The organism is Streptomyces sp. NPDC033131, assembly GCF_055578365.1.
Genome location: NZ_JBVIPA010000014.1, coordinates 65,056 through 79,772 on the forward strand (window position 1 = coordinate 65,056; position 14,717 = coordinate 79,772).

The 14,717-nt window shown below is 70.1% G+C and carries 14 protein-coding genes and 4 pseudogenes; 7 read left to right on the top strand and 11 right to left on the bottom strand.

Annotated elements, in window-relative coordinates:
* Positions 1-39 precede the first annotated feature (39 nt).
* The 4 genes and pseudogenes from ACZ5XS_RS19580 to ACZ5XS_RS19595 all read right to left on the bottom strand — a co-directional run.
* A pseudogene (locus tag ACZ5XS_RS19580) lies at positions 40-630 on the bottom strand (ABC transporter); the annotation flags it as partial.
* Positions 631-2,262, bottom strand: a pseudogene (locus ACZ5XS_RS19585) (nuclease/transposase family protein).
* A 182-nt stretch (positions 2,263-2,444) separates the two neighbouring features.
* Positions 2,445-3,068, bottom strand: a pseudogene (locus tag ACZ5XS_RS19590) (ABC transporter); the annotation flags it as partial.
* 9 nt (positions 3,069-3,077) lie between these two features.
* Positions 3,078-4,124: an LLM class flavin-dependent oxidoreductase gene (locus ACZ5XS_RS19595; RefSeq protein WP_468653146.1), complete on the bottom strand. Its 1,047-nt coding sequence runs from the start codon at positions 4,122-4,124 to the stop codon at positions 3,078-3,080.
* Positions 4,125-4,499: 375 nt separating this feature from the next.
* On the opposite strand from ACZ5XS_RS19595, the gene ACZ5XS_RS19600 reads away from it, so the two are divergent.
* Positions 4,500-4,829 (top strand): hypothetical protein, encoded by a 330-nt coding sequence (locus tag ACZ5XS_RS19600; protein ID WP_468652902.1) that lies wholly within the window; start codon positions 4,500-4,502, stop codon positions 4,827-4,829.
* 189 nt (positions 4,830-5,018) lie between these two features.
* Positions 5,019-5,732, top strand: coding sequence for a nucleotidyltransferase domain-containing protein (locus ACZ5XS_RS19605; RefSeq protein WP_468652904.1), 714 nt, complete (start codon positions 5,019-5,021; stop codon positions 5,730-5,732).
* Here ACZ5XS_RS19605 and ACZ5XS_RS19610 read toward each other — a convergent pair.
* From ACZ5XS_RS19610 to ACZ5XS_RS19625, 4 genes are all read right to left on the bottom strand, one after another.
* Positions 5,693-6,847, bottom strand: a complete 1,155-nt coding sequence (locus ACZ5XS_RS19610; protein ID WP_468652906.1) for a GTP-binding protein — start codon at positions 6,845-6,847, stop codon at positions 5,693-5,695. The two genes, ACZ5XS_RS19605 and ACZ5XS_RS19610, sit on opposite strands and share 40 nt — an antisense overlap.
* 5 nt (positions 6,848-6,852) lie before the next feature.
* A complete protein-coding gene (rpmF, locus tag ACZ5XS_RS19615; protein ID WP_468652908.1) occupies positions 6,853-7,023 on the bottom strand; it encodes a 50S ribosomal protein L32 in 171 nt (56 codons plus the stop codon).
* Between the two features lie 72 nt (positions 7,024-7,095).
* On the bottom strand, positions 7,096-7,506 hold the full coding sequence (locus tag ACZ5XS_RS19620; protein ID WP_468652910.1) for a (2Fe-2S) ferredoxin domain-containing protein: 411 nt from the start codon (positions 7,504-7,506) through the stop codon (positions 7,096-7,098).
* Positions 7,507-7,561: 55 nt separating this feature from the next.
* Positions 7,562-8,767, bottom strand: coding sequence for a right-handed parallel beta-helix repeat-containing protein (locus ACZ5XS_RS19625; protein WP_468652912.1), 1,206 nt, complete (start codon positions 8,765-8,767; stop codon positions 7,562-7,564).
* A gap of 98 nt (positions 8,768-8,865) precedes the next feature.
* Between ACZ5XS_RS19625 and ACZ5XS_RS19630 the strand changes: the two genes are divergently transcribed.
* Positions 8,866-9,357 carry a phosphatase domain-containing protein gene (locus ACZ5XS_RS19630; RefSeq protein WP_468652914.1) on the top strand — a complete coding sequence of 164 codons (492 nt, stop codon included), beginning with the start codon at positions 8,866-8,868 and terminating at the stop codon, positions 9,355-9,357.
* A gap of 29 nt (positions 9,358-9,386) precedes the next feature.
* Here the strand turns inward: ACZ5XS_RS19630 and ACZ5XS_RS19635 are convergent, their stop codons facing one another.
* From ACZ5XS_RS19635 to ACZ5XS_RS19645, 3 genes and pseudogenes are all read right to left on the bottom strand, one after another.
* Positions 9,387-9,596 (bottom strand): dodecin, encoded by a 210-nt coding sequence (locus ACZ5XS_RS19635; RefSeq protein ID WP_217237658.1) that lies wholly within the window; start codon positions 9,594-9,596, stop codon positions 9,387-9,389.
* A 125-nt stretch (positions 9,597-9,721) separates the two neighbouring features.
* A pseudogene (locus ACZ5XS_RS19640) lies at positions 9,722-9,889 on the bottom strand (L-histidine N(alpha)-methyltransferase); the annotation flags it as partial.
* 70 nt (positions 9,890-9,959) lie between these two features.
* Positions 9,960-10,619, bottom strand: coding sequence for a TetR/AcrR family transcriptional regulator (locus tag ACZ5XS_RS19645; protein ID WP_468652916.1), 660 nt, complete (start codon positions 10,617-10,619; stop codon positions 9,960-9,962).
* A 376-nt stretch (positions 10,620-10,995) separates the two neighbouring features.
* On the opposite strand from ACZ5XS_RS19645, the gene ACZ5XS_RS19650 reads away from it, so the two are divergent.
* The 4 genes from ACZ5XS_RS19650 to ACZ5XS_RS19665 all read left to right on the top strand — a co-directional run bounded on the left by ACZ5XS_RS19650 (position 10,996) and on the right by ACZ5XS_RS19665 (position 14,616).
* Positions 10,996-11,412, top strand: a complete 417-nt coding sequence (locus ACZ5XS_RS19650) for an ABC transporter substrate-binding protein (RefSeq protein WP_468652918.1) — start codon at positions 10,996-10,998, stop codon at positions 11,410-11,412.
* Positions 11,297-11,863, top strand: a complete 567-nt coding sequence (locus ACZ5XS_RS19655) for an ABC transporter substrate-binding protein (RefSeq protein WP_468652920.1) — start codon at positions 11,297-11,299, stop codon at positions 11,861-11,863. Before ACZ5XS_RS19650 ends, ACZ5XS_RS19655 begins: the two co-directional genes overlap by 116 nt.
* Positions 11,864-12,096: 233 nt before the next feature.
* A complete protein-coding gene (locus tag ACZ5XS_RS19660; protein ID WP_468652922.1) occupies positions 12,097-13,629 on the top strand; it encodes a bifunctional 3-(3-hydroxy-phenyl)propionate/3-hydroxycinnamic acid hydroxylase in 1,533 nt (510 codons plus the stop codon).
* Positions 13,630-13,677: 48 nt separating this feature from the next.
* Complete coding sequence (locus ACZ5XS_RS19665) at positions 13,678-14,616, top strand: VOC family protein (RefSeq protein WP_468652923.1); 939 nt, start codon at positions 13,678-13,680, stop codon at positions 14,614-14,616.
* The last annotated feature ends 101 nt before the right edge of the window (positions 14,617-14,717 follow it).

Here is a 14,717-nt window from a genome sequence, read left to right on the forward strand (position 1 = left end):
ACAGCGAACCGACGACGACCGGCGCCTGACGAAGCCGCACTACCGAAGCACCCGCCCCAGGTAGGCCGCCGTGACGCTGCCTTCCGCCCGCGCCACCTCCGCCGGCACCCCCGCCGCCACGATCCGGCCGCCCTCGTCGCCCCCGCCGGGCCCGAGGTCGATCACCCAGTCCGCGCCCGCGACGACCGCCATGTCGTGCTCGACCACGATCACGGTGTGCCCGGCGTCGACGAGGCCGTGCAGCCGGCGCATCAGCACCTCGACGTCGGCCGGGTGGAGACCGGTCGTCGGCTCGTCGAGGAGGTAGAGGGTGTGGCCCCGCCGCGCGCGCTGCAACTCGCCTGCCAGTTTGATGCGCTGGGCCTCGCCCCCGGACAGCTCGGTCGCGGGCTGCCCGAGACGCAGATAGCCGAGACCGACGTCGAGCAGCGTCGTCAGACTGCGCGCCACAGCCGGAGTGTCCGCGAAGAACTCGGCCGCCGACTCCACCGTGAGGTCCAGCACCTGCGCGATGTTCCGCCCCCGGTACGTCACGTCGAGCGTCCGGGGGTTGTAGCGCGCCCCGCCGCAGTCCGGGCACGGCGTGTAGGTGCTCGGCAGGAACAGCAGCTCGACGGTCACGTACCGTTCCTAGAGACTGAGCGGGAGTGAGTCCTGTTGCCAGGTCTCATGCTCGGCCGAACGCCCCGGACGGTGTTGGGCGTTCTGGTTGCCCGCGTTCGCTCCGCGTCCGGGCGGCACGGATCGTGTCCGTGGTCCGGGGATGCGGGGGCGGGCTTCCTCACGCCCAGGAACGCCTGGTCGGGCCTGGACGGTCCGATGCCCCACCGCATCACTCCGGTGCCGTGGGGGCGGTGTCGTCCGTCGCCGGATCGGGTGTCCCTGGGCGCGCCTTCCGATCGCCACGGCGGCAGCGTCATGGCGAGTGGTCTTACGGTTCTTTGTGGTGAGGGGTTTCTGCCAGTGCTGGGCGCCCCAGCGGCTGGTGTAGGCCGGGTCCACGGCGGTGACCGCGATACCCGGCTGATCCGCCATCGACGCCAGCCGGGCACGGAGCTTCCCGGTGGGCATACCGGAAATCAGCTGCCGGAACCGCTTACGTCGTCCGTGTCTCTCGCGGGTCTTCTCGGCGGCGAAGTCCAGGTTCTCCACCGCGATCGCCTTCACGCCGCAGGCGCGGGCCCAGTGCAGGAGGCGGGTGAGGGCGTGGCGGACCTGCGCGTCACGGTGTTCGGCGCTGCCGGTGAGGTCGTAGAAGAAGCGGCGCGGGTTGCCGGTCGGGTTGCCGTGGATGTCCAGGCGCCAGGCGGCCAGGTGATCGGCGTTCATGTCGACACCGATCACGCCATCGGCGAGCGCGGCCTCCAGCGGGAGGGTGGGGGTGGGCGGGATCTGCCAGGAGGCCGTCACATACCAGCGGTTCCGGCCGGTGTCGTAGTGGATGCGGTAGGCGATCGCCCGGTCGGCCGCGACGCGGTCGGCCCACTCGGTGCCCCGGTGCGCGAACGTGACCCGGCAGGCCAGGACGTACCGGCCGTGCGGGGCGTTGGCCAGATGCACGAGCGGTGCGGGGAGTTTGATGCTCACCTCGCCGCCTGGGCTGATGCGGATGGTCTCGTTGCCGTAGCGCTTGCCGGACTCGCCGTCCGCCTGACAGAACCAGCGCTCCGCCTCCCAACGCCCCCGCCACTGTGACTCCGTGAGCCCGGCCGCGTCCAGGTGGTGCCGGGTGCGAGCCAAAGCCTTGCCGCCGCGTACGACGTGGACGATGCCGGCCTCACGGTCGGCCCGGGCGGCAGTCAGCCGGTCCTCCAGCACCCGCAGGCGCCGCGACTTCGCGTGCCATTCCCGCTGGGACCGGTAACCCCCCGGCGCCTTCTTCGTCCCCTTCTGCCCCACCGGCAGGGACAACCGGTCCTCGATCGTGCGGATACCGGCTTCCAGGTTGTGGATGTGTGCGAGCTGGCAGCGGCGGGCCAGCGCCCACTGGTCGTGCGTGGCTTTGGTGATACTGCCCGCCCACCGCGACGACGACAACGGCGTCAGCTCCCGCTTACGCACCGCCCACGCCTCAGCGGAATGCTCCAGGCCGTCCCGGCAACGCGCCTTGAGGTCCTTCGAGGCCAGCGACCCCAGATGTGCGCCCACCAGACGCAGCACCTTCTCATCACTGGGTGTCAGGTGCTTGAGACGGGTCCGGACAGCCACGCCAGACGGTACGGACGCGACGAACGGCTCCGCAACGCTCCTCAGCTCACCCACCCCGTCACACCCCCGCCCGAAGAACCCTGTCGCCATGAGAAACGAGCACCACCCGCGAAGGTCACGCATTCGATGAGAGAACGTCAGTTCCAGGATGCAATCGGCCCCACGACCGAGGCACGCGACACGACACCGACCACCAGCACTCACTCCCACTCACCAAAACGCTCTTCAACACACCCCAGCGACAGCAGCTCCAAACCCCTCCCCTGGCAGGTCTCGCAGCGCCCTCCCGCGACGTTGAAGGAGAACCGGCCCACGCCGTACCTCCGCGAGCGGGCCTCGTCGGTGGCCGCGAACACCTTCCGTACGACGTCGAAGAGGCCCGTGTACGTCGCCAGGTTGGAGCGCGGGGTGCGTCCGATGGGCTTCTGGTCGACCCGCACGAGCCGCCGCACGCCCGGCAGATCCTCGGTGAGCTCCCCGATGAGCGTGGACTTCCCGGAGCCCGAGACGCCGGTGACCGCGGTGAACACCCCGAGCGGGAATTCGGCGGTCACCGCGCGCAGGTTGTGCCGGGTGATCGGACCGACCTTCAACCGGCCGCGCGCCGGGCGGACTTCACGTACCGGCGCGGGGGAGCGGTCGAAGAGGAAGCGGGCCGTGGCCGACTCGGTGACACCCGCCAGCTCGGCCACCGGCCCGCTGTGCAGCACCCGCCCGCCGTGCTCACCGGCCAGTGGTCCCACGTCCACGAGCCAGTCGGCGCCGCGCATGACGTCGAGGTGGTGCTCCACCACGAACACCGAGTTCCCGGCCGCCTTCAGCCGCGCCAGCACCGTCAGCAGCGCCTCGGTGTCCGCCGGGCCGCGATTCTATGCGAGCGGGGCACCGGTGATGATCCGGGCCAGCCGGCGGTAGGAGTCGAGCAGGGCCTCGCGGTCGTACGTGCTGGTGGTCACCAGCACCTCCTGGGCTCCCGTCTCCTTCAGCAGGGTCGCCAGCTCGTGCGCGACCTGTTCCTCGGTGCCGGCGAGGTGCCCGGCGAGCCCCGACTCGTACAGGCCGCGCTCCTTGGCGCTCATCGTCAACGCCTCCACGTGCTCGGCCGGCGGCAGGGGCGGGAAGGTGCCGTGCGTGCGCGAGTACGCCATCGACCAGGCCTCGGGGACCAGCAGCCGCCGGGCCTCCTGCGGGGTGGCGGCCACCGCGATCGTGCCGGAGACGACGACGTACGGCTCCGGCGCCCACGGCGAGGGGCGGAAGTGGGTGCGGTAGTGGTCGATGCCGCGCCGCATCTTCTCGCGGTTGCGCAGGTCGCCGATCACCATCGGCAGTCCGGCACGGGCCGCGATCGTCGCGCCCTCGCCCATGGCCAGCACGAACGGCGGCACGGTCAGGCCCTCCGAGGGCCGCGCGCGCACGCCCGTCGGGGACGTGCCGCGGAACCAGCCGAGCAGCTCCTCCAGCTGCCCCGCGAAGTCCTCGGCGACGTCCTTGTCCCGTCCGAGCGCCTTGCGCACCCCGTCCGTGAAGCCCACCGAGCGGCCGAGCCCCATGTCGATGCGCCCGGGGAAGAGGGACTCCAGCACGCCGAACTGCTCGGCCACGACGAGCGGTTGGTGGTTGGGCAGCATCACGCCGCCGGTGCCGACCCGGATCGTCCGCGTCGCGGCGGCCACGGCGGCGGCCAGCACGGTCGGCGCCGAACCGGCGACCCCGGGCACCCCGTGATGCTCCGACACCCAGAAGCGGTGATAGCCGAGCCCCTCCAGCTCCCGCGCCAGCCGCACGGTGTCGCGCAGCGCCTCGGCGTCCGTGTGGCCCTCCCGGGTGCGGGAACGGTCGAGGACGGAGAAGCGGGCCGCTTCCGTACGAGGGCCCTGGCCCTGTCGAGCGTCGCGATCCTGCCGGCTCGCCATGGTTTCTCCGGTGGGACTGGACTTCGTCGACTCGGCGGTCACCTTGCTGATCTCCTCTGCGGTTTCCATGATCCGCGTGAGCTGTCGCCGCGGCTGGAACTTCTCCGTCACCAGGGCGAACGCCGCTGCGCTCGCGTTCCCTCGGCCTCCGGTTGTCCGTGGTTCCGCCGCAGGGCTCGAGCGAACGGATCGTCCGGCCCGCGGTCGCGTGCCTGTCGGAGCACGTTGTTCTGACGCCGTACGAGGCCGTCAATATTCCGATGCGGGCGGCTACGGCCGGTTTCCCACGAGCCGCGGTGCCCGTCTGCGGTTGCGTGTCGCAGCAGTGGTAGGCCCGGTGCGGCACGAGCGGGCGGGTCGGGCACCATGCTGTGCATGAAGAAGAGCGATATCTGGCGGCTGGTCGCGGGAATCCTGGCGCTGACCCTGATGCCCGAGGAGCCGTGGGACGGTGAGCCGGACCGGTTGTCGCTGCTGATGGACGAGCTCGCCCGTCTTGACGGGGAGTTGCCCACGGAGGTCTCGGCGGAGGAGGCCGCGGCGATCACCCTGGGCAGGGCACAGGACCGGATCGCCCTGCTGACCGGCGGATTCGCGGCCGCTTTTCTCCAGCTCGCCGCCGCGTACGACGATATCGACGCCGATACCTCGGCTCTCGACGTTGTCCGCGCGATGGCTTTGGAGTGGGTGGACCGCGACGACTGAGCGCGGCCGGCGACTGCTCCGTCCCGGCAGTGGTGCGGGGCGGCGAGGGAGGGCTCGGGGGATTGCCCTCACATGGTCCGCCGGTCCCCGGAAATCCGGATGACCACGCCCTCGCAGGTCAGCACAATGGAGACGTCTCCGCGGCGGCCGCTCGTCCGCACAGCCACGCACTCCGAAAGGCGGCCGACCGTGACCGTCCCGAACATCCTACTGTCCGGCATCGTCGGTTCCACCGCGTACGGCCTCGCCCACGCCGGTTCCGACGTCGACCGGCTCGGCCTCTTCGCCGCACCCACCGTGGAGCTGCACGGTCTGCGCGGGCCGAAGGAGTCCCACGTCACCACGGCACCGGACCGCACCCTGCACGAGGCCGCCAAGTGGTGCCGGCTCGCCCTGGGCGGCAACCCGACGGCCATGGAGCTGGTGTGGCTCCCGGACGACCTGTACGAGGTCCGCACCCCCCTCGGCGAGGAACTGATCGGCATCCGCACGTCGTTCCTGAGCGCCAAGCGCGTCCGGGACGCCTACCTCGGCTACGCCACCCAGCAGTTCCGGCGGCTGGAGAGCCGCGGCGACGGCTCGTTCTCCGCGGACACCCGCAGGCGCACCGCGAAGCACGCCCGGCATCTGAAGAGGCTGTGCCACCAGGGCCTCCTGCTGTACACGACCGGCCGACTGGAGATCCGCGTCGAGGATCCCGAGGAGTACCACGCCTTCGGCGAGCGCGTCGCCGCCGACCCGTCGGCCGCGATGCCCCTGCTCCGGCACTACGAGGCGGCCTTCGACGAGACGCCCACCGTGCTGCCCGAGCAGCCCGGGGAGGCGGCCGTCGAGGCGTGGCTGCGCAGAGTGCGCGGCCTCCTCTACGCCTCGGAGTGGTCGCAGGCCTCGTCGATGCCGTAGGTGTCCCAGGCGGGGAACGGATCCGCCTGGGGGGCGGGTTCGGCCGGGCGCAGGAGGCAGCCGGTGAGGGCGGCCCGGAGCGCGTCGGCGTCCAACCGGGTGCCGATGAAGACCAGTTCCTGCGAGTGGGGGGCGTCGTGGTCGCGGGCGGCCGACGGCTCGAACCGGGCCACCGAGCCGGCCTGCGACCACAGGCCCGTCACGTGCGGGCGGCTGGACAGGGTGAAGAAGCCCTTCGACCGCAGGATCCTCCCGTACGTGCCGCTGTCCAGCTCCTCGACCACGAAGTCCCACAACCGGGCGGGGTGGAAGGGGAGTTCGGAGCGGAAGACGGTGGAGGACACCCCGTACTCCTCGGTCTCCGGCACGTGCTCGCCGTTGAGCTCCCGCACCCAGCCCGGCGCCTGCTGGGCCCGCTCCAGGTCGAACAGGCCGGTGCCCAGAACCTCCTCCAGGCCGACCCGCCCGTTTGTGGCCGGGACGATCCGGGCGACCGGGTTGAGGCGGCCGAGCGCCGCCCTGAGCCGGGCCGCGGACTCCTCGTCGACGAGGTCGAGCTTGTTGAGCACGATGACGTCGGCGAACTCGACCTGGTCCACCAGCAGGTCGCTGACCGTGCGCTCGTCGTCCTCGAAGGGGGCGAGTCCGCGCTCGGCGAGTTCGTCGCCGGCCGCCAGCTCGGGCAGGAAGCCCGCCGCGTCCACGACCGTGACCATCGTGTCCAGGCGGGCGACCTCCCCGAGGGTGGCGCCGTCGTCGCGGGCGAAGGCGAAGGTGGCCGCCACCGGCATGGGTTCGGAGATTCCGCTGGACTCGATCAGCAGGTGGTCGAAGCGGCCCTCGCGGGCCAGCCGGTCGACCTCCTCCAGCAGGTCGTCGCGCAGGGTGCAGCAGATGCAGCCGTTGGTCATCTCGACCAGGCGTTCCTCGGTCCGCGAGAGGGCCGCCTGACCGCCGCGCACCAGGGCCGCGTCGATGTTGACCTCGCTCATGTCGTTCACGATGACGGCGACGCGCAGGCCCTGCCGATTGGTGAGCACGTGGTTGAGGAGCGTGGTCTTGCCCGCGCCGAGGAACCCGGACAGCACGGTGACGGGCAGCAGGTCGTGCGACACCGGCCTCAGCCCTCGGGGCGCAGCAGCCCGCGCTCGTACGCCTTGACCAGGTTCTGCGGTACGAGGTGACGCACGCCGTCGATCGTGGCGGGCACCAGCGTGGGCGTGGCGGCCTTCCACTGCGCGCGGCGGTGGCGGGTGTTGCTGCGGGACATCTTCCGCTTGGGTACGGCCATGACGGTCCTCCTCGGTGGGGTGAGCACCGAGGACGCTACATGAAAATGGATTCCATTAACAGTCGAGGGATGTCAGCGCCGCGACCGCACGCGTGCGTCCCGCGGTGGCCGGATGAACTGCATCTCCAGCGTGAGCGGCGGCTCGGCCACGCCGGGTCCGCCGGCGGCGGCCCACCGCACGACCTCCTCGGTGCTGTCGTCGTCCATGACGAACCCGATCCAGACGGCCCGCCCTCCGGCCCGGCGTCCGGCGGCCGAGGGGCGGACCACGATGACGTTGGCCTGGTCGCAGGGGCCCAGGCAGTCGGTCGTACGCACCTGGAAGCCGTGCTCGGCCGCTCCGGCGCGCAGCAGCTCCAGCTGCCACGCCGGGTCGGTGCCGGGCTGCTTGCGGGCGTTTCCGCAGCAGCAGCCCCGGCAGACGACGAGGGTGCAGGAACCGGATCCGGAGCCGGTCAGGCGCGTACGGGGCGTCGAAGGCATGGGACAAGCATGCGGCCTTCGGTGATCACCCGGGGCCGCCGGGGTGCCCTTGGCGTCAGAACCGCGCCCCGATGGCCGCCCCGCTCCGCGGGACGAGGAACGACGGTGCCGACGGCAGGGAACCGTCCGCCGCCCGCGCGCCCGTGAGGGGAGCCGAATCCGTGCTCAGGACCGAGGCCGCGTTCCAGGTACCGCCCACGTTCCAGGAGTTACCGCTGGACACGGTCGCCGAGCCGAGCGCCACGGCACGTGCGTCGGCCACCGAGAGGTTGGCGGTGAGGACGGCCTTGCCGCCCGAGACGTCGACGTCGAAGCCCGTCCCCGCGTTGCCGTGGGTGGAGTTGCGGGTCAGGGCGAGGGCGCCGGCGTTGCTGTTGTCCGTGATGCCGTGCGCCGCGTTCTTGAACGAGACGCTGTTGCGGAGGATGTGCGCCACTGCCGGGGCCGGGCTGCCGCCGCCGAGCTTGAAGCCGTTGCCGTCGCCCGCGAAATCCGGGAAACCCCAGCGGTTGAAGCCGTTGCCGTACGCGACCGTGTTCTCGACCACGACCGGCGAGGTGAACTTCCAGTTGTCGAAGCCGTCGTCGACGTTGTTCCACAGGCGGGCGCCGCGCACCACGTTGCCCGTGCCGGTGCCCTCCTTGATGGCGAGACCGTCCGCGCTCTCGCCGTTCTTGCGCGGGTCGCGGTTGGCGTAACTGTCAAGGTTCAGGATCTGGTTGTTGCTGGAGGCGCCCTGGAGCTGGAAGCCGGACTCGTAGTTGTCGTGGGTCTTCAGGCGCGCGAAGACATTGCCGTTGCAGCCGTCGCAGTACACCCCGTACGGGCCGTTCACGATCTCCAGGTCCGAGATCCGCCAGTAGGACGCCTCCTGGTGGATCGCCCCGCGATCGGCGCGCGCGATGCTCCCGCCGACGGGGGTGTGGCTCGCGGGCAGCCGATCGCCGTCGATGACGACCCGCTCGCCCTGATAGGCGCCCAGCGTGATGGGCAGGGACGCGGTGCCCGAGGTGGTGATGGTGATGTTGTCGGTGAGGGCGTAGGTGCCGCCGCGTACGGCGATGGTGTCGCCGGGCTTGGCCAGGTCGACGGCCCGCTGGATCGTACGGAGCGGCTGGGCGAGGGTCCCCGGCGCGGAGTCGCTGCCGCCCGGGGCCACGATCAGGGTCGCCGCGGCGGCGGACGCCTCGCCCACCGGCCCTAATCCCGTCAGCAGCGCCGCGCTCACCAGTGCCGCCGTCCAGACAGACGTGTTGCGCATGAGGTCTCCCGCCTTTGCCGTGCATGCCATGTCGCACAGCAGTGGCCGCACAGGGCGCGAAGGTTGCCGGGGTGCGGGATCCGTCTAGGGTGAACGGTGTGACCGACAGCAGCACACGCCCGCTCGCCGTGTTCGATCTGGACAACACCCTCGCCGACACGGCCCACCGGCAGCGGTTCCTGGAGAGCAAACCCCGCGACTGGGACGCCTTCTTCGCGGCCGCGCCACAGGATCCGCCCCTCGCCGCGGGCATCGCACTGGTCCTGGAGAGCGCCCGGGAGTGCGAGGTCGTCTACCTCACCGGGCGGCCCGAGCGCTGCCGGAGGGACACGCTCGACTGGCTCGCCGCGCACAAGCTGCCCGAGGGGCGCGTGTACATGAGACGCAACAACGACCGCCGGCCCGCCCGGCACACCAAGCTGGAGATCCTCGGCCGGCTCGCCCGCACCCGTGAGATCCGGGTGCTCGTGGACGACGACGAGCTGGTGTGCCAGGACGCCGAACGGGCGGGATTCACCGTCGTACGGGCACGCTGGGCGGCCGACTCGGCCGCGCTGAAGGTGGCGCAGGAGGGGGAGGGGCGGACCTGAGGCCCCGACGGGACACCGGGCCGTCAGTCCTACTCCTCCAGGCGGAAGCCGACCTTCAGGCCGACCTGCCAGTGCGCGACCTGCCCGTCCTCGATCTGGCCCCGCACCTGGGTGATCTCGAACCAGTCGAGGTTGCGGAGGGTCTGCGAGGCACGGGAGATGCCGTTGCGGACGGCCTGGTCGACTCCCTCGGGCGAGGTACCGACGATCTCCGTAACCCGGTAGGTGTGGTTCGACATGCGGGGCTCCTCTCCGCGGTGACGGCGGTGTCACCTGTGCCGGGCGCGTCCGTGTGCGTCCGGGCGCGCGTCACTCCACCGTGCCCCAAGCCGTGGCGGAGCGCGAGACGGCCCGCGGCACGCCGTCACCGCGCCACGCTCAGCGACAGCGCGAACCGGCCCTCCCGGTCCGTCCGCCAGTGGGCGAGATCCGGGCCCGCCGCGGACAGTTCGGCGCGCACACCCTCCTTGCGAGACTTGGCCGACACCTCGGTGCGCAGCTCCTCTCCCGCCGCGAAGTCGACCGCCAGGTCGCCCGCTCCGGGGAGATCGCCGCGGCGACGGGTGCCCGCACCCTGATCGAGCTGGCGTCGAGACCTCAGATCAGTCAGGAGCACACAAGGACGGGCTGCGCGGTGCGGCGTGGGGCGGGCGTGCGGGGAACGCGGGCCCTTCCGTCCTGGACTGAACGGGCTGCAGATCTCGGATCCCCAAGTCGACGAGTTGTTCGGCGAGCGCGTTGTCGAGCGGGCTGATCCCGAAGAGCAGATGCAGGTAGACCGGAGCGTAGAACAACTGGGCTGCCGCGCTCGGGTCCAGGTCCGGGCGGAAGACGCCTTCCTCGATGCCCCGGAGCATCAGTTTCTCAACAGCCGCGGCACGCTCGTTCCAGAACCTGGCGCGGAAGCTGGCCATCGTCTCGGAGTCGTACTGGCCTTCGGCGACAAGCTGGGCGACGAGTCTGCCCTGCGGGCCGGCGTAGTGAGTGATCAGCGACTTGAGGTGCGTCAGGAGGGCGTCGCGCACCGGCACCCCTTCGGGGATGCGGGTGTGCGCCAGGTGGTTCTCCATGAAGGCGTCGATGACCACGGCGGCCTTGCTGGGCCACCACCGGTAGATCGTCGCCTTGCTGACCTTGGCCCGCTTGGCGATCGCCTCCATGGTCAGTTTCTGCACCGTGATGGCACGCCGTCCATCACGGACCAGCAGGTCCATGGTCGCGTCGAGGATCGCACGACGGCTCGATTCGCTTCGTACAGCCACAGTAGAAATTCACCTCGGGCGCGACCGCAATCCCCATGCCAGCGCGACTGGCATGCTCGTGCAAAAGGATACGACACGTATCGAATCTTTGACGCCGGTCAGGCGGTTGCTCCCGGGGGTGTCCGTGCCGACCGTCGCGGTTCGAGCGATCCATGCAGGCGTGACCCTTCGTGCTCTTGAGCATTTCGCGCTCCACTGTTTCCTCAGCCCGAACGGTTCGTATGGCCCGAGGGAGGCCTGCGGCTGGTGTCACTCCGTCAGGGATGGTGCGACTGGATCTTTGCTGCGCGAGGGGGCCGGGTGGAGCGTATGAGATGCGAAACGTATCGTTTCGCATGTAGTGTTGCTTTGCCTTTCGTAGGAAGGAGGGCGCCCGATGACGGTGTGCCTTCGACAGGCGGTGTTCGTTCCGCCTTCCGTCTGTGTCGTAGCTGACGAGCTGGGGATCTACGCCGATATGGGTGTGGACGTCGAGACGGTGCTCGTCGAGTCGTCGGCGGATCAGAGAGACCGGTTGCTGAGTGGGAACGTCGACGTAGGCGTCACAGCCATGGACAACCTCTTGGTCTGGAACGCCGACGGCGGGGATCTTCGGATCGTGGCCCAGGTGGAGTCGACAACACCTCTTGAGCTGGTTGCCCGGCCCTCGGTGACCGGTGCTGGGGCTGCGGGGTGCGGTGCTGGGCGTCGATGCCGTGAACAACGGGTTCGCCGTGGTGTTGCGTCATCTGCTCGCTCGGCGTGGTCTGTCGACCGCCGACTACACGTTGCTGCCGGTGGGTGGGGTGCGTGAGCGGTGGGAGGCGCTGCGTGCGGGGTCGATCGATGCGACATTGCCCGGGCCGCCCCTGGATGAGCAGGCGACGGGGGAGGGCTTCGTGTCGCTGGCCTCTGTGGAGGCGGAGGTGCCGGACTTTCCCGGGCAGGGTGTCGTAGCCGGCCCAGGGGTGTTGAAGGCGCACGGCGACGGGCTTGTGCGGTATTTGGCGGCGTTGGAAGCCGCACGGCAGTGGCTCCGCGATGCCTCGCACGAGCAAGTGACGGACCTGATGGCGAAGGGTGGTCACGGGCCGGCTTCGGCGCGGGCGGCGTTGCGGACGCGTCCGGAGTCGTTGGTTCCCGCGCGTGCGGGTCTGGAGCGGATCCTGTCTATGCGCGACGGGCTCGGCCTGCTGCCGCAGCCCGTACCGGGCGCCGGGGATCTGTACGCCGACGGGCCTCTTGGCGCGGAGTTGCGGCCGTGACATCGGCCCGCACTGCCCACCCCCGACGTCCACTGCCCCGCCCAGCACACGAGCCCGCGCAGAGGAGAAGGCCGGGCGGTGACGCGGGTTTCGTCACCCGCTCACGCCGGGGCTGACTCCGGGCCAACAGGAGCGCACAGCCGGGGTGGCCGGAAGGTTCGGCACAGGCCTGCGGAGTGCCCAAGTAAGAGCGGTACTTCCAACAAGTACCAGAGAGAATCAGGGGAAATTTGGTGTCCCAAGACTGCGAAGTCCTGGTCGTCGGCGGTGGCCCCATCGGGGTGAAGATGCTGGCCGAGTTGGGCCATGCCGGCGTGCGGGCCGTGGGTATCGAGATGTGGCCCGAAATGTGGAAGCAGGCCCGGGCCGTGCACTTCGATGCCGAGGCGATGCGCTCCTTCCAGCCCATCGGCCTTGCGTCTCAGGTGTCCGCTGTGACAAGTCCGATGCGCCATTACCGGATGGAGAACGAGGCCGGGGACACCCTCTTGTCCTTCGTGACCGGACAGTGGGGATCGCAGGCGTGGCACGGCGAGAACCTGTTCCATCAGCCGGAGATCGACGCGCTGCTGCGCGCCGAGGTCGACCGGCTCCCTGGTGTGGATCTCCGCCTCGGGACGACGCTCGAGGAGATCGAGGAGGACGGGGAAGGCGTCCACTGCCATGTCCGGACGACCGAGGGAGGGCGGCAGACGATCACCGCGCGCTGGGTGGTGGCCTGCGACGGTGCCAACTCCACGGTCAGGGAGGCGCTCGGCATCCCCGTCGAGAACCTCGGCGTCGACGACCCGTGGCTAGTGGCCGATGGGCACCTGCACGGGACCGCGGACATCGAGGGCGACATGGTGCTTCTGGGCCGGCACACGAGGCCCGCGCTGTGGCTCAGGCTGCCCGGCGACCGTGCGCGCATCGAGCTCAAAGTACTGCCGGGCGACGATCCGGACGAGATCATCACGCCCGAGGGGATTGCCCGGCTCAGCAAGGGCGTCCTCACACCTGAGAACTTCACCCCGGATCGTCGCTCGATCTACACCTTCCGCGCCCGCGTTGCGGAGAGGTGGCGGGTTGGCAACGTGTTCCTCGCGGGTGATGCCGCCCACCAGGCGCCGCCCCTGTTCGGTCAGGGTTTGTGCGCCGGTATGCGGGACGTGACCAATCTGGTGTGGAAACTGCGGCTCGTCTCCAGCGGCAGGGCCCCCGAGTCCCTGCTCGACACCTACGAGTCCGAGCGTCGGCCCCACGCCTGGTACTGGGTCAACGAGGCGGCGACGATGGCCAACCTCGTGCAGACCACCGACGCTCATGTCGCTGCCCAGCGGGATGCTCATTTTCTCGCCGAGCCCGAGAAGGGCTTCCCCGCAGACCCAGCCCTGGGACCCGGGTCGCACACGGGAGACGTCGACGTGCACGCCGGGCGCCTCTCGATTCAGCCGCTGCTGCACGACGGGACACGTCTCGACGACATAGTGGGGAATCGCTTCCTGCTCGCCGCCGAGCCCGAACTGCTGGCCGGGCTTTCCGCCTCCCTCCGTGCAGTTGTGGAGGACGAGCCCGAAATCACTGTGCTCACCTCGACGGAGCAGATCGGTGAGCTGCTCCATTCCGTGATGTCCCCGGCCGTCGTGGTCCGTCCCGACCGCTACGTGGCCGGGACTGCGCGGACGGCCCGAAGCCTCGAAGAACTGCTCCGCATGCTGCCTCTGGGACTCGAGCGGGAGGCCCACCGCGACATGACTCGGACCGAGGAGACGGCGGCCTTGGGCTGATCGTCGCAACCCCGTAATCACTCATCATCGTCACTAATGGAGTTCGTCATGCCTGATCGACCGATCACTCATCTGCGGCACGTGGACATCGCGGTGCAGGACTACGAGAAGCAGGTCGCTTTCTACGAGGAGAAGTGGGGGCTGACCAAGGTCGGCACAGACGGTGACGTCACGTACTTCGCCGCCGAGGGCTCGCCGGAGCAGTACGTGATCCGTGTCCGCCGCTCCCAGGACAAGCGTCTGGACCTGGTGGCGTACGGCGCGGCCGACCGTGAGACGGTGGACGCTCTGGCCACGCGACTGGCCAGGGACGGCGTGAAACTGGTGGGAGCGCCGGACACGCTGCAGACGCCGGGCGGCGGCTACGGCTTCCGGTTCTTCGACGTGGAGGGGCGCACCGTCGAGATCTCCACCGAGGTCGCCGCCCGCACCCACCGCAAGGTCGAGGAGCGCGAGGACATCCCGGTGCGGCTGTCTCACGTCGTCCTCAATTCCCCCGAGCCCGAGCGCATGATGGCCTTCTACGAGAAGTACCTGGACTTCCGGCTCACCGACACCAATGTGCATCCGAAGCTGGGCGGGATCATGTGGTTCATGCGGTGCAACCCGCAGCACCACAGCATGGCGATCGCCCGGTGCCCGCATGTCTCGCTGCACCACGCGTCGTTCGAGATGCGCGGGCTGGACGAGTACATGCGCGGCAGCGGCCGTCTCATGCGCGACGGAGTCCACAAGGTGTGGGGCCCGGGCCGGCACCGCGCGGGGGACAACACGTTCACGTACTTCCACGACCCCAACGGCAACACCATGGAATACACCACGGAGCTGGAGACGCTGGACGAGGACACCTGGCATCCCCACCTCTACAGCACCGAGGACCCGGAGACCTCGGACCAGTGGGGAACCTCCAACCCCATGAACGACTTCGTGTCCAGGGAGATGTTCAACGACCCCGACCGCGGACTGTTCATCGCACCCCCCGTATGAGACGAGGGCGGGCTGCCCATGCGTCGGCAGCCCGCCCCGCCATGACAAGTCGCCGGCCTTCTACGGCCGGTGACTCCGGACGGGATCCCCTCGCATGCCCG

Coding starts and splice junctions, on each gene's coding strand:
- ACZ5XS_RS19595 (WP_468653146.1), bottom strand. CDS start 4,124: ATGGCGAGCCGGCAGGATCGCGACGCTCGACAGGGCCAGGGCCCTCGT.
- ACZ5XS_RS19600 (WP_468652902.1), top strand. CDS start 4,500: ATGAAGAAGAGCGATATCTGGCGGCTGGTCGCGGGAATCCTGGCGCTG.
- rpmF (WP_468652908.1), bottom strand. CDS start 7,023: ATGGCCGTACCCAAGCGGAAGATGTCCCGCAGCAACACCCGCCACCGC.
- ACZ5XS_RS19620 (WP_468652910.1), bottom strand. CDS start 7,506: ATGCCTTCGACGCCCCGTACGCGCCTGACCGGCTCCGGATCCGGTTCC.
- ACZ5XS_RS19625 (WP_468652912.1), bottom strand. CDS start 8,767: ATGCGCAACACGTCTGTCTGGACGGCGGCACTGGTGAGCGCGGCGCTG.
- ACZ5XS_RS19635 (WP_217237658.1), bottom strand. CDS start 9,596: ATGTCGAACCACACCTACCGGGTTACGGAGATCGTCGGTACCTCGCCC.
- ACZ5XS_RS19650 (WP_468652918.1), top strand. CDS start 10,996: ATGACGGTGTGCCTTCGACAGGCGGTGTTCGTTCCGCCTTCCGTCTGT.
- ACZ5XS_RS19665 (WP_468652923.1), top strand. CDS start 13,678: ATGCCTGATCGACCGATCACTCATCTGCGGCACGTGGACATCGCGGTG.